Consider the following 23,755-nt stretch of genomic DNA (forward strand, 5'->3'; position numbering starts at 1 on the left):
TGCGGGTATTATTTTCATTAATTATACCATAAATACACAGTTTAATGTGTGTTTATACTCAAATTTGAGGAAGAACCGTGATAGCACCACTAATACGCTCATTATTGGGCCATTGTCTCGCTCAGAATGAGCCACCCTGTCGCTGGTTGAACCACTAACTGTGGGAGTCGAGCAGACAGGGGGCTCAAGGATTAATTTAAAGTTATTCTTGAATCCCCTTGCGTTTACGCATGGAGTCCTCTCCATCAACGAAGATAGTGTATGAATCATGCACTATTCGATCGAGAATTGCGTCAGCCAAGGTGCCTTCACCGATCTTTCCGTGCCAGCCTGCTGGCGCGAATTGTGAACAAAAAATAGTCGAGGTCTTTTGATGTCTGGCTTCAATGATCTCTAGGAGGTCACGAGCTTCGTTGTTATTTAAAGGTATTAGGAGCCATTCATCAAGGATTAATAAGCTTACTCGTTTGTACTGTTTCATGACCTTCTGGAAGATACCTTCCCCTCGTGCGACTGCAAATTCATTGAGTAGATCTGGTAGGCGGATGTATTTGACAGTGTAAAAGTTGCGACAAGCTGCAATTCCAAAGGCGCAGCTCATGTAAGTCTTGCCAGCCCCAGATGCACCAAGAACAATAAGATTGTGTTTTTCTTGAACATAATTGCAGGTTGATAGACGAGTAATCTGAGCTCTATCGAGCTTTCTGTCAGCATGGTATTCTATATCCTCGATGCAAGCATCGCTAAAATAGAGTTCTGATTTTCGAATAAGGCGGGCTAATTTATTGTTCTTTCTTCTAGCCCATTCCGTATCTACCATAAGGCCAAAACGTTCTTCAAAGGACAGGTCCTTGAAGGATGGATCATCTAACTGGTTGCGATAGGAGTCAGCCATAGAAGGTAGTCTAAGCTCATTCAGTTTTGTTATTGTCGTTTCGTTCACCATTATGAGTTCCTCCCATAATAGTCTGCACCCCTTGTGAATCCGAAGTTTGCAGACGTATTATTAGGAACAGTTTCTTCTCTGACCACTTTATCATGACCCGTTTTTAGAATCGTCTGGATGCTTTTGTAGCTAGGATTTGGCGTATAGGATAACGCTTTTTCACAGGCAACTTCAAGACGGTTCACGGCGTATTTGTCAGCCAGCTTGAGTAGAGCCATACATGATCGGTAACCTTGTTGTTCTACTTTGTGCGATGAAAGAATTGCTTGGACAGCTATGGCGGTATTAGGACCAACACTTTTTGCCCAGGAGATAAACCGTTCTGAGTTCCAAGCAGCATACTGCTTATGGTCTTCAGGCATATGTTCAACCACCGTGCTGTACTGGCCTTCACGGCCATGTAGCTTTGGATGTGAACAGACTCGATGGTTATTGTAGAAGACTTCGATAACATTCCTAGTGATACGAACATCAACTTTATGTTTGATATATTCGTATGGACAGCTATAGAACATTTTTTCTACGGCTATGTGATAGTTAAACTGAACAGTTGCGATCTTCCAAGTAGCGAGCTCGTATGGAGCCTGGGGCAGTGGTAGTAGGGCAAGTTGTTCTTCTTCCAGAAAGACACTGAGCCGGCTTCCCGGTTTCTTTTGGAACGGTTTACTGTTGAAATCCTTCAGTTTAGGCTTTATCGCCTCGTTAAGCTCTCTTAGTGAGAAAAACTTTTGACGGCGTAACGCTGCGATAATCCAAGTTGATATGATTCCTACCGTGCCCTCAACCGTAGCTTTATCTTTTGGTTTTTTAACACGAGCAGGAATAACAGCTGTTCCATAGTGTTCGGCCATGTCGTGGTAGGTCTTATTGATGATCGGTGTATACCATAACGTTTTCTCTACACCTGTCTTAAGATTATCCGGAACCAGAATTCTGGTAACGCCTCCAAAGAACTGATAGGCATTAACATGTGCAGCTATCCAGTTTTCCTGGTTCTGTGATAAAAAGGCTTCAACATAGGCATATTGGCTAGAAGATAACGCTGCTACAAAAACATAGGCATTAATAGCTTCGCCTGTGTCACGATCGATAATGGTAGCTGTCTTGCCAGCCCAGTCGACTTCTAGTAGCTCTCCAGGCTTGCGGTTGATGTGCATGGTAGCTTTTGAAACGTTAGCATACTCACGATAGTATTTGCAGAACTGTGTGTACATGAAAGGCACTTCATGACTAAGTCGACATGTTTCACAGTAATCATTCCAAACAAGGCTTAAAGTAACACCATTTTTCGCCATTTCTTTATGGATGTAGTCATAGTCAGGCAGCCTTCTAGAACTTGAAACTTGACGCTCTGGGAAAAGACCTTCTATTAAATCTCCGTCTGACATGCCTTTTGGTAGCGGCCACGAAATCCCTTGTTCCTCTGCTCGTTTTATGGTGTTTGACACTGTGTTTCGTGAGCACTCGCAACTTGCTGAGATGCTACGCTGACTGATCCCTTGGCTATTTAGCCGAAGAATTTCGCGGTAATTGGTCATTGATATGACCCTCCTTGGATTTATTTACACCACCAAGTAGTGCATTAATCCAATCTACCACTAATATGGAACGAGTGGTCCACCTAGCGTGAAGGTGGTTTAGTTTTAGCGTGAAGCCGGCTCAACTTGTGCGTATCGGTGGCTCTCGCGGAGCATATTATTCATCCTGACAGCCCGGGTACAGGAATTAGAGTTAGGGAAAATAAACGTAAAAAAAGCAGAAGCCCGGTGCCACCACACACACCGGGTTTCTGCTCATCTCAAAAAATATTTTCCTCACGCCCACACTACACTATATGTCCCTGTCCATAAAAGTGTGACGCGCCGGTTAATTGCCGGCGTCATTTTTATGCTCTAAACGTCCTCTATGTTGTAGTTAAGTAAATTACAAAGTCGATCAATTACAGATAAAGCCACAGCCCGCTTCGAGCTGGCTTTTGCAAAGTAGGCCTTAATATATACTTGATCTTTGGCAAATAAAAAAGCCCCCATCAAAGTGATAGGGAAGCATGTAACCTTATTGGACGATCTGGCATAGTATGTATTGCTGGCATGGCCATGGTAACGCCTCCTTTCGATATAGGGGGAGAGCTTTGTCAACTCTCCCCTGTTTACATCTTCCACAATAGCCACTTACACGTATTCAGTTCATATTTAAGCTCGAAGAGCCGCAACTCCCCGTTAATTTCAGACTGACAGCGGAAAATGAGCATGCGATTGCCGGCAAGTTTTTCTTCACTCACGGTGACTACTTTATCAATTTTTAGTTCTTTACCATCGAGCTTGAACTTAAGGGGTGGGGTTTACCGTTCTCAAACCAAGCCAAGGCTTCGATGGGGGCTGCTAGGATTTTCATTGAACCACCCCGACTTTATAATTGCTAATGAGTAACTCCCCGGCCTTACTACTTTTGTCAGTTCTGCAGACTGAATATCTTACTTCAACCGGGTTAATGTTAAATCCGGTATATAGCTCCCGGATCTCCGGATGGTCATTAATACTCAGCAAAAACTTTCCTTGAATTTTTGAAAGGCATTCCTTCAGCCTCACATGATCTTCCTTAGAAAATGGCTTACTCCCTTGGCTTGTATAATCCGTTAAACCATAATAAGGCGGATCACAATAGAAAAACGTTGAGCTTCGATCATAACTGGATATTATCTTTTCGACATCCCTATTTTCAATAATTGTATTTACTAGCCTATCCCTTACGGATATTATGTTATCCCTTACTCGCTCAAGAACCATTGGAGGCTTCTTTAAAGGGGTAATCATAAAATCCTTCATCAAGGCCCCAAAGCTAAAGTGTAATAGGTAATAGAATCTTACTGCCCTATTTACATCGGATGTGCCAGCGATACTTAATGCCTTGTATTTCTGAAATATCTCTCTTGAAATAAGTAAATAATTGAATGCCTGGATGAATTGTTCGGGCTTTTCTTTTACGACTAGAAAGAAGTTGACCAGTTCTGAGTTTATGTCGTTGTAGACCTCTACTTCAGAGGGCGGTTTTTCAAAGAGGACCCAGCCGGCGCCGCCGAAGGGCTCGCAATAGCATATGTGTTCGGGTATTATTTTTACGATGGTCTTTCTTAGTCTGTATTTTCCGCCCATCCATTTGATTGGACTATTCAATTTACTCCCTCCCACAACAAGAACATATGTTCTATTATACAGGATATTAGAAAAAAAGAAAAGCCTCCTGAAAGGGGGCAGCTTCCATATCTAAGATACACATGTTTTCACAAAGCGCTGTCCAAAATCTGTTAAGGTTATAACCTTTTTAACAAGTGATACCTCAACATCTTTCGAATTGTATATTGAATCTTCTTTGCATAAATTGTTATAATCCCAAAAACGCTGGTCTAGATAGTCTTCGTAAAAAGAGTCTAAGTAGAGTAGGTTTTCCTCTATAGTAACAATGTTTAATCTTACTAGGTTTTGGAGTGAAAGCGAAAAATTTTGCAGACTCATTTTGTTAAAATAATTCTTAGCAAACACAAAATTCTTAGTAATATATCCAACTATTTCACCAGTAGATTTAGAACGATAAACAATATCACAAACTGGACGGTAGCATACACTATATAAACATTTAATTTCTTCATCATCATCGTTATCCTCAACCTCAAAAAGGTAGTTACTATTTAATATAGTAACATCGTTAAAGTCTAATTGTTTTATAACTTCGACAAAGGCAGGATGTACTTCAGGTAAAATATCTTTATTCATAGATGCAGCTATAAGATGTGCAAATAACTCACGAAGATGTTTCTCTTCATAATAAAATTTAGCAACACTGTCTAGCGCAGGGCCAACTATATTTAATGGGGGATTAACAACATTATTTTCCGGGATTTTTTTTAACCGATTTTCTACTTCATCGAAAAACAGATTTACTTTAATGTCTCGATATTTACGGGCCATGATTATGGGGGTAAATACTAAATTTATAACGTCCACAAGTCTATCACCAGCTTCTTTAGCAACAGGTGTTAATGCAGCATCTAAAAATTTGGGGACTATTAGATCGCCTAAATTCTCCAACTTATTCAACTCCCTTTATCAAGTAATACTAATAATCTTACAACTTTCTCGCGAAGTAAGAGGAAAGCTGTTATCACAATAAAACAAACCTTCCGTTTCCGATTAGAGTCATGAGTCAGTTAAAACTTCGTTGGAGGGCATTGTGAATTTCATGCCTTATTCACCGACACTTTCAAACCACTATTATAGTCAAGCTTCTATTGAAGTAGGAAACAATTTAATATCCTCAGGCAAATTTAAATTGTTGCTGAAGAAGATAAATTCTTTTGCCTTCTTGCTATTTTGAACAGTGTATGTGACATCAAGATAACTAAATCGATAATTACTATACAAATCAGTAACTAGTGAACATACGTCATATGTTACAATCCATTTTCGTCCACATCTAGATATTCTTTCTGATAAAGCTCTATGATCTTCTTCATTAAAAGAATTCTGATATAACTGAGCCCCTTTTCTTACATAGGGAGGATCAAAATTTATAAAAGCCTTATAAAAGCGATTTAAATATTCTGGCTGTAATAATTCTTTTGCATCTAAGTTGTACAAGACTATATTCTTTCTATATTTGGATATATCTTGGATTTTTTGTATTAGATTGGGCTTGTTGAAACGTGCACAAATACTATAAATACCTTCTTGTTTTAATCCCCCAATCATCCCGCCCTTAATTACGCCTGCTATATTAGTTCGATTTAAATAAAATGTAGAAAACCCTAATTCTAAAGTATTAGCAACATTATGCTGGAGATATATTCCTCTTTGCCGTTGCCATTCATCTGGTGTGATATCAGTCTCTATAATTAGATTGCAGAGGTCTTCTGTATAATTTAAGACGCTATACCAAAAAGCATATATTGCCGGATCATAATCATTAATGACAATCCTTTTAACATCGCCATTTATTAGTAATTTTATGGCCAAACCAGCCCCACCTGCGAAAGGCTCGATATAAGTTTGTCCCAATAAATTGTTACATTCTAAAATCTGTTTTACATAAGAATAGAATTTTGTTTTCCCACCTGGATACCTTAACGGGGATAAAGTAGTAGGCATAAAGTCGCCTCCTAAACTAAAGCTATAAATATATATATTTAGGAAGTTAGAGATTTATAAGTAGTATCTTATGGCAGATCCCATTCCTTTGAGTTAATTCCATGAAACACAGCCACTTTCTTAAACATAACATATAAATCCTTATAGAATTTATTTAATTGATCCTCATTCTCTGTATTATTAACCCAATGCCTAAACAATATCTCAAAGAAGCGCTTATGTCTATTAAATACTTTCTTGCTTATTTCTCTTTGCACCCCATGAGTAGACTCCTTTTTATCATTGAGTTCTTTAAGTTTTTCGGAGATACTATCAATATCTGGGCGAATATTTTCTCTATAATAAATCTTTCCGTAGCCAAGATTTATTATAATTCCTTCCGTCCAGAATTGATCATCATTATCAAATAATTGTATTGAATAATCCATTATAAGCTTCTCAGGAGAATTTGCACCAGGCAAAGTTATTACATATTTGTTATAATCTTGTTTGCTTTTTTGATCTCCGTCTAATATACAAATTGATTGCATTGTTGATTTTAATAAATATATATCATCAAATATGTTTAAAAGATTATTTGCACTGATATTAGCATCTATTAAATGAAAAAATTGTTTTACCTTAGAAAATGCACTTAAATACTTTTCTGTATAGTAATCAAAAAGAATATTTAAAAACAGTCGTGCCTCTTTATCTTCTGTAAAAACTGGAATAACTTTATTCGTGTAAATGTCATCCCTAGTAATATTATGTAAATGCATTTTAATTTTATATATATCTGGAGCCTCCATTTTAAGAACTGTTGATATATTATCAATTAGATAAATAACATTATATTTCTTACTCAGGGCGTGTTCTAATAGAGATAAACTATGGCTTGTGAAAATTATCTGTATCTTAAATGCTTTAGAATATTCATTATATAACTCTAAAAGCTTGATTTGTAGAGATGGATGTAATGTGGCATCCATCTCATCAATTAATAAGATACTCTCTACCGTATTGCTACTAGTGATACAATTAAAATAATATTTAAGAGATACAATAGCTGTTATTAATATGAACAAATTATCTTCCCCAGCTGAAATAGTGTTAGAATCTATTCCGTTTTGATCACTGGAAAAATCCGCCCTTATTTTAATATCACCCATTTTTTGAGGGGCAGTGGATGAAACTGATAACCCCGTAAACTTTCTGTAAACATCTGCAATTTCTTGTTGATAAATTAAAGGTAGCGTCTTCTTTACGCCTTCGATTGCATCATCGTTCTGGAATTCACCAAACGGAAGTAACCTCGATAGTCCCAAATAGATTACAGGGCAATAAGGCAAGGAATCTTTTGTCCCTTTTGGATAAAAAGGCTTGATAGAATATCGATTATGCATTTTTGAATTATGTCTTCTAAAGCCCAAAGATGTTTTATCAAAATAATCTATAGTAAATAATGACCCTTTTTGTTCAAATGCAGGGTCGTTGTATCGCTTATCGCCACGTGTTAAACTTTCAACCTTAGGGTTAATAATACTGTTCACCTTTTTAATTATTTCTAAGCAAGAATCATCAATTAGCCAAGGGCATTTTTTATTAACTGCTTGAAACGAGTTGCTCACAATATGTAATATTGACGTTTTACATGTTCCGTTAGTTCCAGAAATAACATTAATCCCCTTCGAAAACTCAAATTCGAGATTCTTTATTTTGCGATATTGTATAACAGATATTTTTTTAATCAACTTTTGGAATCTCCTTTATTAAACGTTTAGAGAGTTCTTACAAATTGCAGTTATAGACATTATCTCACAATCTAATTAATATCTTTGTCGAAACATGTCCATAAATGCAAAAGCCCCCACCTTATTGTGAGGGCTCGCAACCTATTTCATTTTACGTAGATTCCGGAAACAATTAATTGTGGCTCAGATGTTTTGGATTGTTGATCCTATGTTGTTCTGCTTCATTACAAAGACGGCTGCCTCGGCAGAGTTCCTAATTATCTGTTCCAATTCTGGCGTAACCTCGTGCCCAGTTAACTTAATCACATCCACAGCATATTGAGTAGCCTGTTCCTTGCGCAGATCCGGCGGTAATTGCCCACTATTATAGAGTTGTTGCGCCGAATGTACACCAGTCTGAGTAATCTTCAGGACCGTATCAATAATGTTATCTACCGGATCCGGGATGAGGGGGTCTAATACCGTGTGTATGGATTCAGCAGTATCCACAATAGCATCAGCAACCTGAAGCCGCTTACCTGGATCCTTGCCCTGTTTAACCAACGCCTGAACTCCATACATGGTCCCAAAGAAACATACCAAAGATAGTACACCTATCAATATTGTTACTGTTTGAACTGACATGTCATTTCCTCCTTTAAATTCAAAATTGGCAAGCGCTTGCGATTATTACGCGCCCGTTGCACTTACTGCGGCCGAAGTATCTCCCCACGTCTTTCCGGATAGAATCATTTCGTTTGGATGTCCGACGGATCCGCCGCCAACGATGGTCAAATGCTCTGCCTTGAAAACGTCTGCCGGGGGAGTCTTATCATCAAACCTCAGAAACACCGCGCAGTTCCCAAGCTTAATTGATTCTTTTCGAGCTGGTACCAGGTAATCCTCAATGCCATGAGCTAAGACCGCTTCTTTCATCTCATAGACCTCCTTTTTTATAACATTCGCACTGACACTAACTCCGAAATGATCCCCAATCCCCTGGGCAATCGCCAGAGCTGCCTGGTCCATCTTGTCCAAGATCGTGGATTCCTCAGAATTAATAAAACCGTACTCAATGAGCACGGCCGGCATTTCGGTCCACTTTAATACATACCAATTTGCATATTTGATCCCACGGTCCACCATTCCCAGCAGAGCCATTCTAGCCCGGATTGCCTTGGCCATCTTCTCTCCTTCGCCGCCGGCCGCTAGAGCATAGATCTCGTTCCCGTAAGCTTTGACCGTAGCCGAATTATTGTGGAAGGAATAGAATGCATCACCCCCCAAGGTATTGGCCACTTTTACCCGATTCCTTAAGTCTAGGTCATCGTTATATGGCGCTGGGGCGCAGAAGTCCTTGTCTGTAGTCCTAGTGAACTTTACTCTGAAGCGGCCAGTTGCTTCGAGGATCACTGCCGTTTTCTTGGCCAACACTAAGACATTGTCCTTCTCCTTGGTCGTTGGGCCAACTGCTCCCGGATCCGTTCCGCCATGGCCGGGGTCGAAAATCAGGTCATATATTTTTGACTCGCCCACGTTACTCACCTCACTTTCCAAATATACTAGCCAAAAACTCAGGGTTAACGTTCTGCCCAATGGCCGCAAGCGTTATGATGAGCGCTAGGGTCATGGATCCTTTGATAATCCATTGGCCACCTGGTGAGTTCCAGAACCCGTTGGCCTCCTCGATATCTTCACGGGCTGTTTCCAGAGTAGCGACTCGCTTTTCCATTGTTTCAAGAGCCTTTGTCGTTGTCTCCAATAATTGAGTGAGTTGGCTAATGATAATTTTTAAATCAGTTATAGTCTCACTGTGCGCGTTTAATCTGCGCTCTGCAACCTCCAATTGTTTGTCTAAGCCTTTATGGGTTCTTTCACATGATTGTTCCGTCACTGAGTTTTCCACCGTCATAGCCTCACCTCACCTTTTTAGGCAATAAAAATAACGCCCTCTTTAGCGTCAATTCCTAACGTTATGCTGTATAAGTATCTCCCGTGATCTCTTGATACTGCTCGGACGTAATCTTACCAAAATTAACATACTTGCCGACCTGTGCCTTAGTAGCCCAACTTTTCTCGTAATACATTTTGATGCGTTCGAAATCCGTCATCTTACAGTCCTCCTTGCAATAATCGTAAGTCGAGGTCAACAATCTGTGAACCTAGCAATTGATTTTCCGACTGAAGTTCAAGAATTTGAAGATCTTTTTCGACGAGTTGCCGACCAAGAATTTCGGTCTCGGTCGGTTTTGGTGCGGGGTCGGAAGGTCTCTGTGTAGTTTGCTTTGCTGGTACACCATCAACTATTTTGTATAACAAAGGGTTTTCAAAAATGTCTAAGAACTCTTTATCATCAAGATAAACTCCTCCCGTAGCCGTAATTTCTAGGATTTCCTTATCAGCGACCGCTATGCTGATTACCCAACCTTCTGTATCCGTGAAAACGTACATATTTTAGGCTTCCCTCCTTTTTTAAAAAAGTGCCACCCGGCATCCTTACCATGAAAGCTTTACATAGCCAGGGTTTCCGGCGGTCCCGGCCGTACCTGTAACTCCCGTTCCGTTTTGAGCTGCCCCAGCACCACCATTCCCGCCCTTACCACTACCGCTTCCTCTTCCAGCACTACCAGCGCCACCAGCTGTAGAGTTGTCAGCAGTCGCCGTGCCGGCTGATCCAGCGAGTCCACTAGCTCCGTCGGGGAATGCTACCAAGGCCCCTGTAGAAGAACCACCTGCGGGTGCTGCACTGGCACTGGCCGCATTGGCCCCACGATTATAAGTCCCGGCGCCACAGCCTCCAGTTCCTCCGGGAGATCCCGCGCCGCCGTAAGCTGTTAAACCGGCAGCAGATGAATTACCGCCCGAATTCCCCGGGGTTCCATTGTTGCCATCATATCCGGCCCCGTTGGTTTTTCCGGGACCTCCGCCCAATCCGCCACTTTTCCCAGCGCCTCCAATGCCTACAACGTAGGGAAGAGATTGTCTAGGAGTGACATTAACCCACCGTTCAATATATCCTCCTTCAGCACCAGATCCTGCACCACCGCCACCGCCACCAGCCGAACCAGATCCGCCACCACCACCTCCTCCTCCACCTCCACCGCCTCCTTGGCCTCCTTTGACTTGCACGAATAATGAGTACACGCCTTCCGGTACAGTAAATGTTCCAGACGTGGTATAGGTTACAGTTCCGTGCGTTGCATTGGCGATTCCCTGCTCAATGTTGTTCATTTTCTCGGCAGATATAGGCGTTACATCGTCGATCCAATTTGTTTTTACATAGCTCATTGTGTCACCTCCACTGTCCAAATCACGGTCAGGCTGTTTGTATTGTCCTTCTTAATAGTCACTGCTTGAGCGACCATTTCCGTCCCAGTTCCTAAGGTTGTCGTTGCGCCATTGCCATATAAGGACAGACCCGTCAGATTTCCATTCCCTTCCGTGTCGCTTATCCAGAAGGTGAACTGTTTCTTCTGCGGGCTTATCTCATCCACTTCAGTGGGAATCTTTCTGAAAAGCTCCCCTGCTGCAGTTTTAAGCGATATTACTGTGATTGAGTCCATGGTTGCCGCTATGACAGTACTAAGCGCTAAGGCTTTGGATGCCGCTGTCACACTCACATGATCACCCCCGCGCTGCACATGGTTTGGCCACAAATATGGTATTGGTGTAATGACCAGGATAGCCCATCATCGACTAGCCCCGGAGTTTTGATGCTATCCCCGAAATACACATACTTTTCGACCGGGCCATCATCATCATTAAAGGTCGTCTTTTCGAGCTTAGCCAGGCGATTGTTCATATCCTTCAGAATGCTAACTGCATCCCGTTCCCTGCTGGAAAGCTGCAGGGTTCGGTTGACGGTACCCAACCCGGCTAAAGACTCACAGGCAATTTCTCTAATTTGCATATATTCGTTAATCTTCAAATCGGGGATTTCTATCTTAATAAGTTCACCAGGTCGATAGTATCCCTTCATTGGTTGAATACTTCCTGTGATGACGGGATTTGAATATCTGGCCAAGTGTTGCATCCCTTGTTCCTTGGCCAGTATTTTATCATCCGTTTCCACCTTGAGAACGTCCTCGAAGAGTCCATATTTTGCCCGAGATTCCTGATCCTCCAGGAGTATCTTAATCGGATATTCATATCGGTAAGTGATCGAGCCGGTGCCGCTGGTGCAAAGATCCGGAATAAGCAATTTCTCGCTTGCGTTTAGAAGGAAATGCTTCGTTCCTGATTTGTCAATGTTTTGAATTCCAACGGTTTTGATGACGCCACCAATGACAACAGTCACGCTTTCACCACCAGGAGCTCTAGGGGTATAGAACAGAGATATTGGCGTTTTTCCATTGACTATTATGGTTTGTGTGAATGGATCAGAGGTTGCCTTACCTCCCTTTACCCAAAGCTTGTTGACCAACTTAGAGGCATCAGGGGTAAAATTCGCGGTACCCTTTTTGAAGTTTCTGTTTGCCTGACTTAATACTAAAGGGTTTACCCGCGTTGATCCTTTGAAAAAATTAACGTCCAAGTTATCATCAATGTACCAATCGTAGGCGGCTATTAGGCAAAGTTGCTCCATGGCATCCCAGAGGTAGTTGTCACCGAAGCGTATGGTTACGGACTTAGGACAAGATTGAATGTTGACCCTCGTCGCCCAGGGAACATACTTCGTGAATAGGTCAATGACAATATCGCTCACTGCCGTATTCGTATAGCTCTCAGTAACAATAATCTTCTGGGTTCTGGACGTATAGGTGGATCCTTGGAGGCTAACGTTTTTCAGTTTGCCATTCATGGTTTTTGGGGGACTTATTACCCATCCTCTGAAGAGATTGTCATCCTGGTTAATTTGTACGTCTGAGCCAACGGGGAAAGCATCGATGAGGGAATTATCAAAGGCCGGCAATTCCAAACTGAAAGAACCGGCCTTATCTGTGGTGGATAGGGTTGTTTGACATGTGTCAAAGGCTTTAACTCTATGTTGTTGCCCACCTGGTGGAGTAATTAGAATGTCTGTACTCATTAGAACGCTCCCCCAGTGCTAAGGCCAAAAGCTCCGCCGATTTCTCGGCTGACCATTTTGGCGAATTCGCTCATGCCTCCGGATCCAACAATGGTACCTTGGTTAATGACTTTAATGATCGTGCTTCCTCTTCCACCGCTGGATACCCCCTTTATGGCCGGATTACCCACCACATTGTTGGTGTTCGTGGATATTTGTGCTTCCGCAACCAGGTTTCGATTCAGGCGAGACATTGCTGACTGTACGTCCAAGATACTCTTGTCGATGCCTTCGGCCATCCCAGCTCCGACCATTAACCCCACTTCATCGCGCATGACTCTTGAGGGGGAATGAATACCGAGAGCATCCTTCATGCCATCTATGATCCCTCTTGCGAAACTTCTAACCTTACCTTCCAGCCAAGAAACCATGCTGTTTACGCCAGACCACAGCCCTTCCACAATGTTCACCCCAATATCAAAGATATCACCGGGTAATTCGGAGAAAAAGGATACAATACTACTTGTTATCTTAGGGATCTGGATCCCAACAGTCGTTAACATGTTTGAACTCCATGTTACTAAATCCGTAAGAACCATTGATAACTGCGTTTTAATTTTGCCGGGCAATTGGGAGAAGAATGTTATGATGGTGTTAATAAGTTTGGGAAGTTCGGTCGCAACCCAAGATGCGGCTGAGCTTCCCCAGTCGGTTAGTTTATCCAAGGCCTCTTTCAATAGTTCAGCAATTTTACCCGGTAGCTCTGCATAAAACATTATAATCCCACGAATGAATTTAGGCACTTCGGTCATGACCCAGCTTACAGCATCTACCCCAAATTTAACGATGGATCCTAAGGCAAAGCCTAGGGCATATCCAATTTTCCCCGGTAACTCTCCGAGAAACGTCATGAAGTTTCCTACAAATTTAGGGATCTCTGTCGTAACCCAGTTAATAATATTACCGCCGAATTCAGTTATGGAAGTGATTGCCCCACTTAAGAATTCAGAAACAATGCCCGGTATCTCTCCAAAGAATGTCCCAATGTTGGCCGGAAGTTGTGATACCCAGTCAATAGCCGTTGTGATGGCTTCCGGGATAGAGACGGTGAAGAAATTGGTCAGCCATTCTCCGACTGCCCCTACTGTGGTCTTAATGGTTTCCCACATCCCAATAACTGCAGTCCTGAACCCTTCATTGGTATTCCAGAGAACGACTAACCCTGCTACTAAGCCTGCCACTGCCGTAATAATAATGCCAATGGGGTTTGCATCCATGACTAAGTTTAAGGCGGCTTGTGCTATAGCAACGTTCTGCGTAGCGATTCGCCATACCTTAATGGCATCTACAACCGCCGTTATTGTTGAGACTACATTCCAGGTAGCCATGCCGGCACCAATTCCCACGGCTAAGGCTGCAATGGTTCCCGCGTTGTCGAGTATCCATGTAAGGGCATCGATAACAGGTGTCATGTCAAACTCTTTGACCTTTTCAATCATTTCCCCGATCCTTGGCGTGAGTTCGTCTCCAATGGGGCCAGCCAGGTCCGTGATCAGTTGGCGCTTCAAGCCTTCTAAAGCTGCGCCTATATCGTCATACTTTACAGCGTTGATTTGCGCTAGGGTATTGGCATCAATTTTTGCATAGTCCTCAATGTCCCCCAGAGCCTTGATGGCATCCACTCCCAGATCCTCAAACATTGTCCCAAACAAAGCAACCCCTGCTTGGTTTTGAGCCAGGGGATTTTTCATATCTCCGAGACTCTTAATCACTTCTTGAAAAGCCTTTTCAGCACCTGGGCCTCCTTTGGCAAAGGCTTCAAACATCTCCTCGGCATTTAATCCAAGAGCCTTAAACCCTGCCGCACTTGCGTCGCTTCCGTCCTTAGATCGGATCCCAAATTCCTTGATGGCATCCCCTACCTTGTCAATTTGGAAGGCCCCGGAGGCGGCTCCTTGGATCAAGGTGTCTGTGAATTCCTCGGCACTTAACCCTAGCTGGGCAAAATGCGGGGCATACTCATTCATGACATCAATGAGGTCACCGTTCTTGTTAGCGCCTTGTTGAGCCCCTTGGGCTAAAAGGGTGTAGGCCTGCTCTGAGGTTATCCCAAAAGCAGCCATTAGGGAGTTAACCGTGTTAATACTTTCGGTAACTTCAAAGCCGAAGGTATCCCGCATGAGCAACGCTTGTTCCGTTGTCTTTTTTAGTTCGTCGCCGGTTTGCTTCGTCGTTTGAGTCACGACCGCCATACTGTCCGCCACGTCTTTGATGCTCTCGCCAAAATTATCGGTATAGATCTCAGTGGCTGTTTCTTTCAGCTTACTCATTTCTTCCGTTGTGGCACCGGTCTGGGCCTGTAAGCTGTTCATGGCTTGTTTAGATTCATCGCTGAAATATGCAGCGCCGGCGAACGCCCCTGCAATCGCCCCGGCTGCAGCCATGGCAGCTCCTTTAATTACATCAAGAGTTTTTCCCAGCTCCTCTTGGGCACGCTGCATTTCCTCGCTATCTAAGGCCGATTGGATCGTTGATCGACTATAGTTCTCAATTTCTTCATTCGTTTGGGCCAGCTGTCTCTCTGTGTTTCTAAGAGCAGCCAGAGTGTTGTTCAGCTGAATTCGATAGCCATCCGTACGCCGATCCGCTTCGCCATACATCTGAGCGCTCTCTTCAACGGCTCTGGTAAGGGCAGCAACATTCTCTCGTTGTTGAGCAATCTGGCGCTCATAAATTGAACTCCGTGAGGTGAGGGCTTCCATGGAACCAGCATTGTCGCCAAAGGACGCGGTGTTGGCTCTCATCTCCGAACCTAGGACACGGAGCTCACGAGCAGCCGCCTGCATTTCCCGTTTAAATTGTTGCTCCCCATCCAGGGCCAAGGTTGTTCTGATCTCCCGGGTGGTCATTTAGTCCTCACCTCGCGTCTTCTTATGGACAATACCGTGCAGATACTCGTCATATTCCTTCGTCCATTTCCAAAAGGCAATGATGCGCCCTGGTGTTGTGAGCCAGGCTTGTTTCTCACTCATTCCACAGCGCATGCCTAAAAATATGAGGCGCAAAGGATCTATTCCCTTGCGCCCATTACGTTTTTTGAGGCCAGAACCTCTTCCAAGACTTCGTCGACCTCTTCTTCGTCTCTTACTTCAGATCCGGAATTCATGCCGTCTCTGACCACACTGAAGATGGTTTGGCGATGATGAATGAATTCGTGGGGTTTCAAACACAGTTTGATCTGCTCCGGGTTAGGGGCTTTTTCGTCGGTACCATCTTCAAAGTTCTTTAAAGCAATTCCCTGGCCGACGAGTAAGGCAATAATCCAAGCGTACTCGTCGATGGCCTTCACATAATCCTTTTCAAGTTCCTTACCCATTTCTTCAACGCCGCCGAAGCGTTTCACAATCTCTTGTAGGGCGACAACATTAAAGACGGCCGGGAAGGTTCGTTTACCAATCTTGATTTCTTTATCTTCGTACATAGGGACACTCCTTTAATGGCTTTAAATTACGTGCGCGGAACCAGGGTGAGCACGGCTGCCTCCAGCAGGCTTTCCGCGGCATCAACTCTTGCCTGGGACGGACTGGGCATGGCCGCAACTCCGACGGCTTCAGCTAGGGCATTTGCTGCATCAACCCAGGATGCCGAGGTATAAGTTTCAGGATTCCTGGCCTGAGCTGAAGCAATGGCGGCATTGAGATTCGTTTTGTTTGCCGGTTCGCCGATGTTGGCCAGTTCATTCAGCCAGGCTAGGGCATCGGTTTCTGTTGTAAAAGTTGCCATGTCTCTCCATGAATTAGCCGTATCTTGAGCGGTCATGATGGTTCCCTCCACTTCCGGCGTCTGCCATTCGATGGATCCGTCAGGTTTGGTGCTGGCATCCTCAGAAGGGATCCCCCATTTTGTTTTGTAATACCAATAAGCGCGATAGGAACGCACTCCGTTTTTCTTTCTTACGCGGTAGTAACCAAAGCCGCCCTCCGGAGCCTCGTAGCTGGCTGCCGATCGGATCGTTGGGACTCCGTTTAAGGTTGCGTCTCGATTCCCAAGCCAGGCCTTTAAGGCCTCGTCGGACAGGTCGTCAACCCCAGTGGTAATGGTTCCGGACGTAAAACTGTTATCCACTTCGACCAACATGTCATCGGCGGCTAATTTACTGTCCGATAACTCTATGGCAACATTGGCCGCAATGGCGTGGCCAACAACCAGACCCGCTCCATAGGTGGGTAAACTGTTGGCCGATTCTGTAGCGATGGGTGCAAAGACGGGATGTTTTAACCCGATATAAGCCATTTATTTCACACTCCTTGTAAACTTCTTAAAAATTGATCAAAAATTTGTTCCATGACATCCATTACTAATGGGCCGGCCGCTTCGTCGGCATCATCAACCCAATGGGTTGGCCGGATGCTGGACGATCCGTAATGCAAGATAAAGGCCTTTTCAGCGTTTCTCGTGCCTCGGCGGTCTTTGCCCTGGGGATAAATATCGATGGTTTTAACCCCACCAACATTTTTAGGTTTGTTCGGGTACCCGATTGACTCAATCATGTCGCCCGTCCATTTCAAGCCGTGGATACCTGCGCTCATCTTCCAGGCTTGCTTGACCTCTTCGGCTGCAGCCATCAGCATTTCTTCTCCAACCTGCTCCCCGGCTTCGCCAAGCGCAGCAACCTGCCGGATAAGTCCTTCAAGGCCCGAAGTATTAAAACGTGCCATTATGCCACCTCTCCATCCCAAATATGATGGATATAGCCGGTATCTTCTTCATAGTCAACTTGATATTCGAAAGAGATGTCATCACTGTCTAAAAGAAAGTCAATCTCTTCAACTTTTGGATCAAACTCCGTTTTCGTGAAAAGATCCACCTGGACTTTGATGGCCTTTTCTTGAATCTGACTATCTGCGTTTAATCCCTTCCGGCCAAACTCAGTCCATACAATGTAACTTTCGGTTTGTTTTGATGCATGGTAATGGAAAACAGGGACTCCAACTGTTAGTAATAAATCCCTTAACTCAAGCAAGGTCATAGGCTACATCAATCCTCTCCAGGGACAAATCCATCACGGGTGGATCCACGTCCGGCGGGTATTGGATCTGTTTAATTTCATACTGCTTACCGTCAATGGGAATGGCTACATCTTGCGCCGATACGCTTCTAAGTTGTGGTACCCGGAGGATTAAGTCGATCCGCGCCTTTGCCTGCATGGCTGACCAGAATCTTCCCATGCCCACAGTGCGCTCCTCATAACGTAAAGAACCGACTTTCAAGGTCAGTCCTTCTTTCGGTTTATTGCCAGGCGACGCTATGTTCCCGACGGAATAGATGTTCACGACTCCATCATTAAACGACTGAGTTGGCGAGCTCATAGGCTTCAACCTCCTTTGTCAGCTGAAGTGAGAGGAGTTCGTGTAGATAGTTTTTCTGGAATTGATCCAATGCATTTGAGCGGGCATAGCGGCAGTAATCAAAGAGTAGTTCCCGGGGCTTGTCCTCTAAGCTGTAGTCCATGGCCGAACCAGCTATTCCGTCAATATACTTTATCCCTCGGGCAATAATGCCGGAGAGTTTTTCGTCCCCGGCAGGATCCGTCCAAGTTATATCAAGGTAGTTTCGGACTGCCTCTAGCAGCCCCTCAGACAGCACCATTTATATCACCTCGATTAAACGACTTCATGAGTTTGAACGGTTCCACTAACAGTAACAGTTTGCACTGCCGGTTGTAGGCCAGAAATATCCGCATAGACAAATGCTGTATTGTCCAGGGGCTCACCGTGACCATAAAGTTTTACAAGGTAAACTCTTTCGTCTTCAAGGAATCGGTACTCATCGGAGTATTCGATCTTGCCGGACTTGGCCGTCCCAATACCCATGAAGTAGCTATTGGCCAGACCAATAATTGCTTTTCCCACAGCTAGCTGAGTGGATTGGATAATTCGGGTAGGGAACGGCAGCACGTTGTTTACATAGGTTCCATCGGCTCCCCGGATCGTCGTTGCCGGCATAATCTTCTGCAGATAGTCTACAGGATTGACAACCATGATCACCTCTCGAACGATTCTTGTCTTTCCATTGGGTCCAACAGCCATTCCCGAAATTAGAGTTCCGTAGCTTACAGGGTCAAGGGCTGTTACCGGGACAGTATTCTTCAAGGGGTAAACTCCATCAGTAACAACGACCCCGGTACCCACTTGACGGTTCATGCCGATGGGCATTTCCTTCCCGGTACCGTCAATAATGCCCGCTTCAAGCCCATTGGATAAGGCTTCCCCGAGGATTACCCGGTTGTATCGATCCAGCCATGTAGGGCCTAAGTCAAGCATAGCCTTGGCCACCGGCAGAAAGGCCGAGAGTTTATTAAAGGCCATATTCATTTTCTTGAAGCCTGAGGTGAGCTCTTTAATAATCTCAGCAGTAAGGGCTCCCCATGTAGCTAATTCCGTTCCGTTAACGTTGACCAGGTACTCAATCAATCCGGAAGTGTTTTGGAAGTTGATTGCATCCAGGAGAGGATGATTTTCGGTCAGATCTTCAAAGACCGCGTCGATCACCGTCTTCGGCATGACCACATCCAAATCCGTAAGGGCCTGTTTAGGATTGCTGGATTTCATGGCTTCGATGACCTTTTGATAATAGTTTGTTTCCTCGGAGGTAAGCTGCCTAACTCCCCGCCCTGCCAAGACACCTGTATCAACCGTTTGCACTAATCCTTTAGCCTCTTGCATAACAGCTTCCTGAATGGTTTCGGTAAACTCGGTAAAGGCCTGGGCAAAAGCTTCCTCGTTCCCATCTTTCAGAGCCTGGTTCAATTTGTTCATGATCTCTGCTTTCTTAGCTTGCAACAAATCGAGATTCTTCATGGTCATAATGTTTACATCTCCTTCAAATAAAAATTAGCGGAACAAGGCCGCCATTAACTTCATTGCTTTATTTTCTTGGGGTTCCGGAGGTGGCGCTGGCGATGGCTCGGGAGGAGCAGCCGGTGTGTCCGGCGGTGCTGCCATCTCTCTAAGCTGTGCGGCAAAACTTTTATTAAACTGGATTTGCTGAGCGATAGAAAGGTTGGCTTTTTGCAAGAGCTGTTGAGCATTGCTTAGGTCAACGTCTTTTTCCAGCAGCTCATCGGCCAGCCCATACTCAATACACTGGTCTGCCGTCAGCCAGGTTTCAGCATCAAGCATTTGGATAAGTTTTTCCTCAGCAAGTTTACCGTTCGACTTCATCAGGTAAGCTTGTCGGTTTCCGGCCATGATGACATCCAGGTCATCCGCGCCCTTCCTAAGTTGTGACGCGTTACCCGCCACGACATTCCACATGTTGTGGATCATCATCATGGTGTTCTTGGGCATGATGACTTTGTCACAGGCCATTAAGGGGATTGTCGCTATTGAACAGGCAAAGCCATCCACATAGCCGATCTTCTGCGCTGGGTGTCTCTTAAGCTGACTATAGATGGCTGTGCCTTCAAAGACGCTGCCACCAAAGCTATTGACATAGAGGTTTATGGTTTGAGCGTTCGGGTACTTTGCCAGCTCTGACCTAAAGTGATTCGCTGAGGTTTCGCTTTCAACCATTCCCCATTGAAACCAGTCAAAATAGTTTGCTTGTACATCACCATAAATGAAGAGTTCCAAAGTATCCTGATTGGCCGCTTGCCTTAATTCCCACATGGGTTTAAAGTTTTTCATTTGTTTCACCTCCCTCCAAAGCTGCCAACAGGTCAGCAACAGTTGAGTAATTTTTAGTCATAAAATGTTGCCAAGCCCACGGTTCATCGATCGGTTCTTCACCCACTAGTTTTCGTATGTCGTTGATACAGAAGGCCCCGGAGGCTACGAGCTTATCGATTGCCGTGGATACACTCAGCAGATCCACATGTTTAATGGCCTTGGTGTCAATCTGGAGATAGGTACCCGCTTTGAACCCTGCGTACCCGGATCGCTTGCGGTTAATCTCTTCCTGCAACATGTCACAGAGTGGATCCACGCAAAAGGTCAGGAAGCTTTCCAAGGCATCTTTTATCCCTGCCACATCCCCACGTAGCAGAGCCGGGGGAATACCGAAGCCCTTGGCTGTGAAGTCGGATATGTCATCCATCATGGCCCGGATGTCCCTGGTGCCTTCGTTGGAGTAGGTCTTTGAGCCGATGTCCGTGTAACTGTAGCCATCGAATAAAGGAAGCACGGCATTTTCAGCATTAAAAAAGGTCTTGAAGCGTTCATTGAGAAGCTTCTCGACCGTCTCTTTGTAGTCGATTTTTCCTTGGGCTAAGGTACTTATGTTAAGCGTCCCTCGGTTACCCCGTGATTTCTGATAGCTTTTCATGCCATAGGTGATCAGTTTGCCGTAGCTTTCATAGAGCCCTGCAGTGACTTTGCGCATATCCTGCTCTGAGAGTTTGAAATATAACACGTCTGCCTGTGTGTAGGAACGATTAAAGGTAAAATCGCCCACGGTTACGCCGGTGAATACGTCGTCTAGCAAAGCATAAGGTTTTCGAATGTAACTATCTGCCACCAGCAGCTGACCATTTTCCTCAATGATCAAGCATTCGTTCTTTCTGTAGAGTTGACTGATCCATTGATGGATAAAGGCCGATGAGTTCTGATTCTTATTTGGCTCAATGTTAAACAGGTAGTATTCCCGATCCTTCACTTCTTTTCCGTTCAGGAAGGTCTTAAATTCACACTTGCTAATGGAGTTCGCGATCATATTGACAGCTGACCAAAAGGCTAGTTCACGGATATAGGTTTCTCCAAGGAGACTGAAGAAGTCTGCTCCATCGGTGGGTGTCACCGTGATTTCGCCATTGCTCATCCGTGATTTGATCCAGGTAAGAATCCCCAAGCTCACACCTCCTCTCAATAAGTATAAACGCCAATATCTGGCGTTTCTCCGCAGGCCCCATCCCCCAGTTCGCTTTCAATGGTCATGGCTGCCACGACGGCGATAAAGGGATCCGTTTTCCTGCTTTTTGCTTCGATCTTGCCGTAAACATAGTTCCCTGTGTCGTTGCCCGTTTTGACGCCTGACTTAATCAATTTGGTATTGTTGGTGGCCCAGCGAAGTAAAGGATTGTCTCCCCAGATAAAGTTTTGTTTTGCAAAGCAGCTGTCGATCACCGGGGAAATCTGCATGATATCTGAAGGACGAACCAATTTAACATTTTTATAATCCTTGGCATCGAAACCGACCTTTTTCAGGGAGTTCGCAAGCAGTGCATAGCGGTAGTTGTCCAGGGCTAATTTAACGAGGTTATATTTTGCCGCTTGGGAGGCGATCCACTCGGCGATTAAGTCCGGGTTAATTTCCACATCGTCGACGACTGTCAGAAGCTTAATCTTCTCCCATTCCCGCCACGGAATTTTTAACCGCGGGATGTCTGCTGATTGGGAGCAAAGCCAGGAGTGGGAGATGTCATATCTTGTGTTACCCTCTCTGAAATGGATCACTGCAGATGCAAAGTCTGTGATTTTCGAGTAGTCAATTCCCACCACCGCCGACCGTCCTGTCAGTTCCGGAAGCTGCTTATTGGTTGCCTTAATATTTTCCCAATCTGTCACTTGGATCTCCTTGTTCCCATCAGGGATGTTCATCCGCTTGGTCATGAAGGCTGAAAACTGCGAGGGATTTAACTTCCATTCCTCATACTCTTTGGCCATTTCCTCTTGGAGATTGGGCAAGTATCGCAAAGATGGGTTGGCCTTATCCCAATTCTTTGGCTCGTGGATCTCTTCTTTATCGTCCAACTTGCAGATAAACGGCAAGAGTCCGTTGTCTGGAATATCTCCGCGTAGAATTTGTTCTGATCGTTCGAGCAGATGATCCAGTGGGCCGTCCCGCACATCCCCATTGGTGGTAGCATATGTCCGGCGCGGGTGCTTCTTTTTGCCCAGGCCGGTGGTGAAGACGTTAATATTTGCGTAATCCTGGTATTGGTGGATCTCATTGAAAATAACGGCTCCGGATCTCAGGCCATCTTTCCCTTTGGGACTGTTGGTGCGGTACTTGAGTTTGGATTTAGTTTTAAGACTAATGATCTCTTCTTTGTTCCAATAAAAAAAACGCTTCAGTTTTTTAGTAAACTCTGGCGTTTCTAAGACTCCATATATGTCATCAAAGGGGGCTTTAGCTTGGTCTTCATTATTGGCACAAATATCGATGTCATAACGCAGGATGCCGTTATGTTCGGACATCAAGCAAAAGGATTCGAGAGCGATATATCCATCCTTGCCGCCGCCTCTGCCCATTAGGGCAAATAGATCGGGCCAACGCGGCATGTCATCTTTTGCCCGGTAAGTGCAGCAGTGGAGTGCCAAGCAAAACTCTTCCCACTCAAAGAGTCGGTCATAGGGAAAATATTTGACCAGGCTTAGATATTTTTCAAGCTGCTCACTGTCGGTGTAGATTTCTTCGGTAGCAAAACATTTTCGAACATAGGCAACCAATAGCTGCTGTTCTTCGCAAGCTTCAATTTCTCCCGTCTCCACCATTTCGATATATCTAAGGATATAGGGATTAATATTAGAGCTCATCATCCTCACCGCCAGATTGCGCCGGCTTGATCCCTAACTCCGCCAATAACTTGAGCATTTGAGCGTTTATTTTAATGCGCTGCTCAATACTATCGTTCTTTTTGAGGCCTTTTTGACCCCCTCCGTTGTCATATTTGATCGTTACACCACGCCGCTGGATGTCATCGACAAGGAGACATTTAGTGACCCACATATCCATGTAGTCGCCCACCAAATCCGTATAATATGTGCCAACGGTGCCGTTTCGGTCAAGCTGATCCAGAAGATCTTTTTTTACTTCGGCGAATAATTCTGAGACTAAATATTTTTTTGTTTTTGCATTTGCGGCCATGTCTCCCCCCACCCCCCCTCACGTGAGAACTCAAAAATCTCCTTTGTCTATAACCCTTACCGGTCAAGCTCCCCCTAATTAA

General features: G+C 44.4%; 26 protein-coding genes and 1 pseudogene. All 27 read right to left on the reverse strand.

Annotated elements, in window-relative coordinates:
• Positions 1–202 precede the first annotated feature (202 nt).
• The 27 genes and pseudogenes from istB to M8E35_RS00135 all read right to left on the reverse strand — a co-directional run bounded on the left by istB (position 203) and on the right by M8E35_RS00135 (position 23,673).
• Positions 203–946 carry an IS21-like element helper ATPase IstB gene (gene istB / locus M8E35_RS00005; RefSeq protein WP_252466333.1) on the reverse strand — a complete coding sequence of 248 codons (744 nt, stop codon included), beginning with the start codon at positions 944–946 and terminating at the stop codon, positions 203–205.
• Positions 946–2,484, reverse strand: coding sequence for an IS21 family transposase (gene istA, locus M8E35_RS00010; protein ID WP_252466346.1), 1,539 nt, complete (start codon positions 2,482–2,484; stop codon positions 946–948). Before istA ends, istB begins: the two co-directional genes overlap by 1 nt.
• Positions 2,485–3,095: 611 nt before the next feature.
• Positions 3,096–3,340: pseudogene (locus M8E35_RS26815) on the reverse strand (hypothetical protein).
• A complete protein-coding gene (locus tag M8E35_RS00020) occupies positions 3,337–4,119 on the reverse strand; it encodes a DNA adenine methylase (RefSeq protein ID WP_252466348.1) in 783 nt (260 codons plus the stop codon). Before M8E35_RS00020 ends, M8E35_RS26815 begins: the two are co-directional and overlap by 4 nt.
• A 90-nt stretch (positions 4,120–4,209) precedes the next feature.
• Positions 4,210–5,031 carry a DUF4393 domain-containing protein gene (locus tag M8E35_RS00025; RefSeq protein WP_252466351.1) on the reverse strand — a complete coding sequence of 274 codons (822 nt, stop codon included), beginning with the start codon at positions 5,029–5,031 and terminating at the stop codon, positions 4,210–4,212.
• Positions 5,032–5,220: 189 nt separating this feature from the next.
• Positions 5,221–6,087 (reverse strand): DNA adenine methylase, encoded by an 867-nt coding sequence (locus M8E35_RS00030; RefSeq protein WP_252466363.1) that lies wholly within the window; start codon positions 6,085–6,087, stop codon positions 5,221–5,223.
• 68 nt (positions 6,088–6,155) lie between these two features.
• On the reverse strand, positions 6,156–7,820 hold the full coding sequence (locus M8E35_RS00035; protein ID WP_252466365.1) for an AAA family ATPase: 1,665 nt from the start codon (positions 7,818–7,820) through the stop codon (positions 6,156–6,158).
• A 183-nt stretch (positions 7,821–8,003) separates the two neighbouring features.
• Positions 8,004–8,444, reverse strand: coding sequence for a hypothetical protein (locus tag M8E35_RS00040; RefSeq protein WP_252466377.1), 441 nt, complete (start codon positions 8,442–8,444; stop codon positions 8,004–8,006).
• Between the two features lie 45 nt (positions 8,445–8,489).
• The gene (locus M8E35_RS00045; protein WP_252466380.1) at positions 8,490–9,335 is read right to left on the reverse strand and encodes an N-acetylmuramoyl-L-alanine amidase family protein; all 846 of its coding nucleotides are present in this window, start codon (positions 9,333–9,335) and stop codon (positions 8,490–8,492) included.
• Between the two features lie 10 nt (positions 9,336–9,345).
• Positions 9,346–9,711: a hypothetical protein gene (locus M8E35_RS00050; protein ID WP_252466392.1), complete on the reverse strand. Its 366-nt coding sequence runs from the start codon at positions 9,709–9,711 to the stop codon at positions 9,346–9,348.
• Positions 9,712–9,772: 61 nt separating this feature from the next.
• Positions 9,773–9,910 (reverse strand): XkdX family protein, encoded by a 138-nt coding sequence (locus M8E35_RS00055; protein WP_252466404.1) that lies wholly within the window; start codon positions 9,908–9,910, stop codon positions 9,773–9,775.
• A gap of 1 nt (position 9,911) precedes the next feature.
• Positions 9,912–10,250 (reverse strand): hypothetical protein, encoded by a 339-nt coding sequence (locus tag M8E35_RS00060; protein ID WP_252466406.1) that lies wholly within the window; start codon positions 10,248–10,250, stop codon positions 9,912–9,914.
• A 45-nt stretch (positions 10,251–10,295) separates the two neighbouring features.
• The gene (locus tag M8E35_RS00065) at positions 10,296–11,087 is read right to left on the reverse strand and encodes a hypothetical protein (protein WP_252466409.1); all 792 of its coding nucleotides are present in this window, start codon (positions 11,085–11,087) and stop codon (positions 10,296–10,298) included.
• Positions 11,084–11,419: a hypothetical protein gene (locus M8E35_RS00070; RefSeq protein ID WP_252466412.1), complete on the reverse strand. Its 336-nt coding sequence runs from the start codon at positions 11,417–11,419 to the stop codon at positions 11,084–11,086. The genes M8E35_RS00065 and M8E35_RS00070 overlap by 4 nt, the downstream gene beginning before the upstream one ends.
• A complete protein-coding gene (locus M8E35_RS00075; protein ID WP_252466415.1) occupies positions 11,416–12,828 on the reverse strand; it encodes a hypothetical protein in 1,413 nt (470 codons plus the stop codon). Before M8E35_RS00075 ends, M8E35_RS00070 begins: the two co-directional genes overlap by 4 nt.
• Complete coding sequence (locus M8E35_RS00080; protein ID WP_252466427.1) at positions 12,828–15,716, reverse strand: phage tail tape measure protein; 2,889 nt, start codon at positions 15,714–15,716, stop codon at positions 12,828–12,830. The genes M8E35_RS00075 and M8E35_RS00080 overlap by 1 nt, the downstream gene beginning before the upstream one ends.
• Positions 15,717–15,877: 161 nt before the next feature.
• Positions 15,878–16,288, reverse strand: a complete 411-nt coding sequence (locus M8E35_RS00085) for a hypothetical protein (RefSeq protein WP_252466430.1) — start codon at positions 16,286–16,288, stop codon at positions 15,878–15,880.
• Between the two features lie 26 nt (positions 16,289–16,314).
• Positions 16,315–17,100, reverse strand: a complete 786-nt coding sequence (locus tag M8E35_RS00090) for a major tail protein (protein WP_252466433.1) — start codon at positions 17,098–17,100, stop codon at positions 16,315–16,317.
• Between the two features lie 5 nt (positions 17,101–17,105).
• Complete coding sequence (locus tag M8E35_RS00095) at positions 17,106–17,525, reverse strand: hypothetical protein (RefSeq protein WP_252466438.1); 420 nt, start codon at positions 17,523–17,525, stop codon at positions 17,106–17,108.
• Positions 17,525–17,836: a hypothetical protein gene (locus tag M8E35_RS00100; RefSeq protein ID WP_252466442.1), complete on the reverse strand. Its 312-nt coding sequence runs from the start codon at positions 17,834–17,836 to the stop codon at positions 17,525–17,527. Before M8E35_RS00100 ends, M8E35_RS00095 begins: the two co-directional genes overlap by 1 nt.
• The gene (locus M8E35_RS00105) at positions 17,823–18,176 is read right to left on the reverse strand and encodes a hypothetical protein (protein ID WP_252466445.1); all 354 of its coding nucleotides are present in this window, start codon (positions 18,174–18,176) and stop codon (positions 17,823–17,825) included. Before M8E35_RS00105 ends, M8E35_RS00100 begins: the two co-directional genes overlap by 14 nt.
• Positions 18,151–18,456 (reverse strand): hypothetical protein, encoded by a 306-nt coding sequence (locus M8E35_RS00110; RefSeq protein WP_252466447.1) that lies wholly within the window; start codon positions 18,454–18,456, stop codon positions 18,151–18,153. The genes M8E35_RS00105 and M8E35_RS00110 overlap by 26 nt, the downstream gene beginning before the upstream one ends.
• A 14-nt stretch (positions 18,457–18,470) precedes the next feature.
• Positions 18,471–19,673, reverse strand: coding sequence for a phage major capsid protein (locus M8E35_RS00115; protein ID WP_252466449.1), 1,203 nt, complete (start codon positions 19,671–19,673; stop codon positions 18,471–18,473).
• 27 nt (positions 19,674–19,700) lie between these two features.
• The gene (locus M8E35_RS00120) at positions 19,701–20,495 is read right to left on the reverse strand and encodes a head maturation protease, ClpP-related (protein ID WP_252466452.1); all 795 of its coding nucleotides are present in this window, start codon (positions 20,493–20,495) and stop codon (positions 19,701–19,703) included.
• On the reverse strand, positions 20,482–21,654 hold the full coding sequence (locus M8E35_RS00125; RefSeq protein WP_252466454.1) for a phage portal protein: 1,173 nt from the start codon (positions 21,652–21,654) through the stop codon (positions 20,482–20,484). Before M8E35_RS00125 ends, M8E35_RS00120 begins: the two co-directional genes overlap by 14 nt.
• A gap of 14 nt (positions 21,655–21,668) precedes the next feature.
• The gene (locus M8E35_RS00130) at positions 21,669–23,342 is read right to left on the reverse strand and encodes a terminase TerL endonuclease subunit (protein ID WP_252466456.1); all 1,674 of its coding nucleotides are present in this window, start codon (positions 23,340–23,342) and stop codon (positions 21,669–21,671) included.
• The gene (locus tag M8E35_RS00135) at positions 23,332–23,673 is read right to left on the reverse strand and encodes a P27 family phage terminase small subunit (protein ID WP_252466459.1); all 342 of its coding nucleotides are present in this window, start codon (positions 23,671–23,673) and stop codon (positions 23,332–23,334) included. Before M8E35_RS00135 ends, M8E35_RS00130 begins: the two co-directional genes overlap by 11 nt.
• Between the last annotated feature and the right edge of the window lie 82 nt (positions 23,674–23,755).

This window comes from Desulfosporosinus nitroreducens (assembly GCF_023897015.1).
Lineage (GTDB): Bacteria > Bacillota > Desulfitobacteriia > Desulfitobacteriales > Desulfitobacteriaceae > Desulfosporosinus > Desulfosporosinus nitroreducens.

Excerpts from the sequence above, each read along its gene's own strand:
- M8E35_RS00090 (WP_252466433.1), bottom strand. The coding sequence starts at position 17,100 with ATGGCTTATATCGGGTTAAAACATCCCGTCTTTGCACCCATCGCTACA.
- istB (WP_252466333.1), bottom strand. The coding sequence starts at position 946 with ATGGTGAACGAAACGACAATAACAAAACTGAATGAGCTTAGACTACCT.
- M8E35_RS00105 (WP_252466445.1), bottom strand. The coding sequence starts at position 18,176 with ATGAGCTCGCCAACTCAGTCGTTTAATGATGGAGTCGTGAACATCTAT.
- M8E35_RS00110 (WP_252466447.1), bottom strand. The coding sequence starts at position 18,456 with ATGGTGCTGTCTGAGGGGCTGCTAGAGGCAGTCCGAAACTACCTTGAT.
- M8E35_RS00055 (WP_252466404.1), bottom strand. The coding sequence starts at position 9,910 with ATGACGGATTTCGAACGCATCAAAATGTATTACGAGAAAAGTTGGGCT.
- M8E35_RS00095 (WP_252466438.1), bottom strand. The coding sequence starts at position 17,525 with ATGGCACGTTTTAATACTTCGGGCCTTGAAGGACTTATCCGGCAGGTT.
- M8E35_RS00100 (WP_252466442.1), bottom strand. The coding sequence starts at position 17,836 with ATGACCTTGCTTGAGTTAAGGGATTTATTACTAACAGTTGGAGTCCCT.
- M8E35_RS00115 (WP_252466449.1), bottom strand. The coding sequence starts at position 19,673 with ATGACCATGAAGAATCTCGATTTGTTGCAAGCTAAGAAAGCAGAGATC.
- M8E35_RS00080 (WP_252466427.1), bottom strand. The coding sequence starts at position 15,716 with ATGACCACCCGGGAGATCAGAACAACCTTGGCCCTGGATGGGGAGCAA.
- M8E35_RS00040 (WP_252466377.1), bottom strand. The coding sequence starts at position 8,444 with ATGTCAGTTCAAACAGTAACAATATTGATAGGTGTACTATCTTTGGTA.
- M8E35_RS00085 (WP_252466430.1), bottom strand. The coding sequence starts at position 16,288 with ATGTACGAAGATAAAGAAATCAAGATTGGTAAACGAACCTTCCCGGCC.
- M8E35_RS00030 (WP_252466363.1), bottom strand. The coding sequence starts at position 6,087 with ATGCCTACTACTTTATCCCCGTTAAGGTATCCAGGTGGGAAAACAAAA.
- M8E35_RS00065 (WP_252466409.1), bottom strand. The coding sequence starts at position 11,087 with ATGAGCTATGTAAAAACAAATTGGATCGACGATGTAACGCCTATATCT.
- M8E35_RS00120 (WP_252466452.1), bottom strand. The coding sequence starts at position 20,495 with ATGAAAAACTTTAAACCCATGTGGGAATTAAGGCAAGCGGCCAATCAG.
- M8E35_RS00130 (WP_252466456.1), bottom strand. The coding sequence starts at position 23,342 with ATGAGCTCTAATATTAATCCCTATATCCTTAGATATATCGAAATGGTG.
- M8E35_RS00135 (WP_252466459.1), bottom strand. The coding sequence starts at position 23,673 with ATGGCCGCAAATGCAAAAACAAAAAAATATTTAGTCTCAGAATTATTC.
- M8E35_RS00060 (WP_252466406.1), bottom strand. The coding sequence starts at position 10,250 with ATGTACGTTTTCACGGATACAGAAGGTTGGGTAATCAGCATAGCGGTC.
- M8E35_RS00050 (WP_252466392.1), bottom strand. The coding sequence starts at position 9,711 with ATGACGGTGGAAAACTCAGTGACGGAACAATCATGTGAAAGAACCCAT.
- istA (WP_252466346.1), bottom strand. The coding sequence starts at position 2,484 with ATGACCAATTACCGCGAAATTCTTCGGCTAAATAGCCAAGGGATCAGT.
- M8E35_RS00075 (WP_252466415.1), bottom strand. The coding sequence starts at position 12,828 with ATGAGTACAGACATTCTAATTACTCCACCAGGTGGGCAACAACATAGA.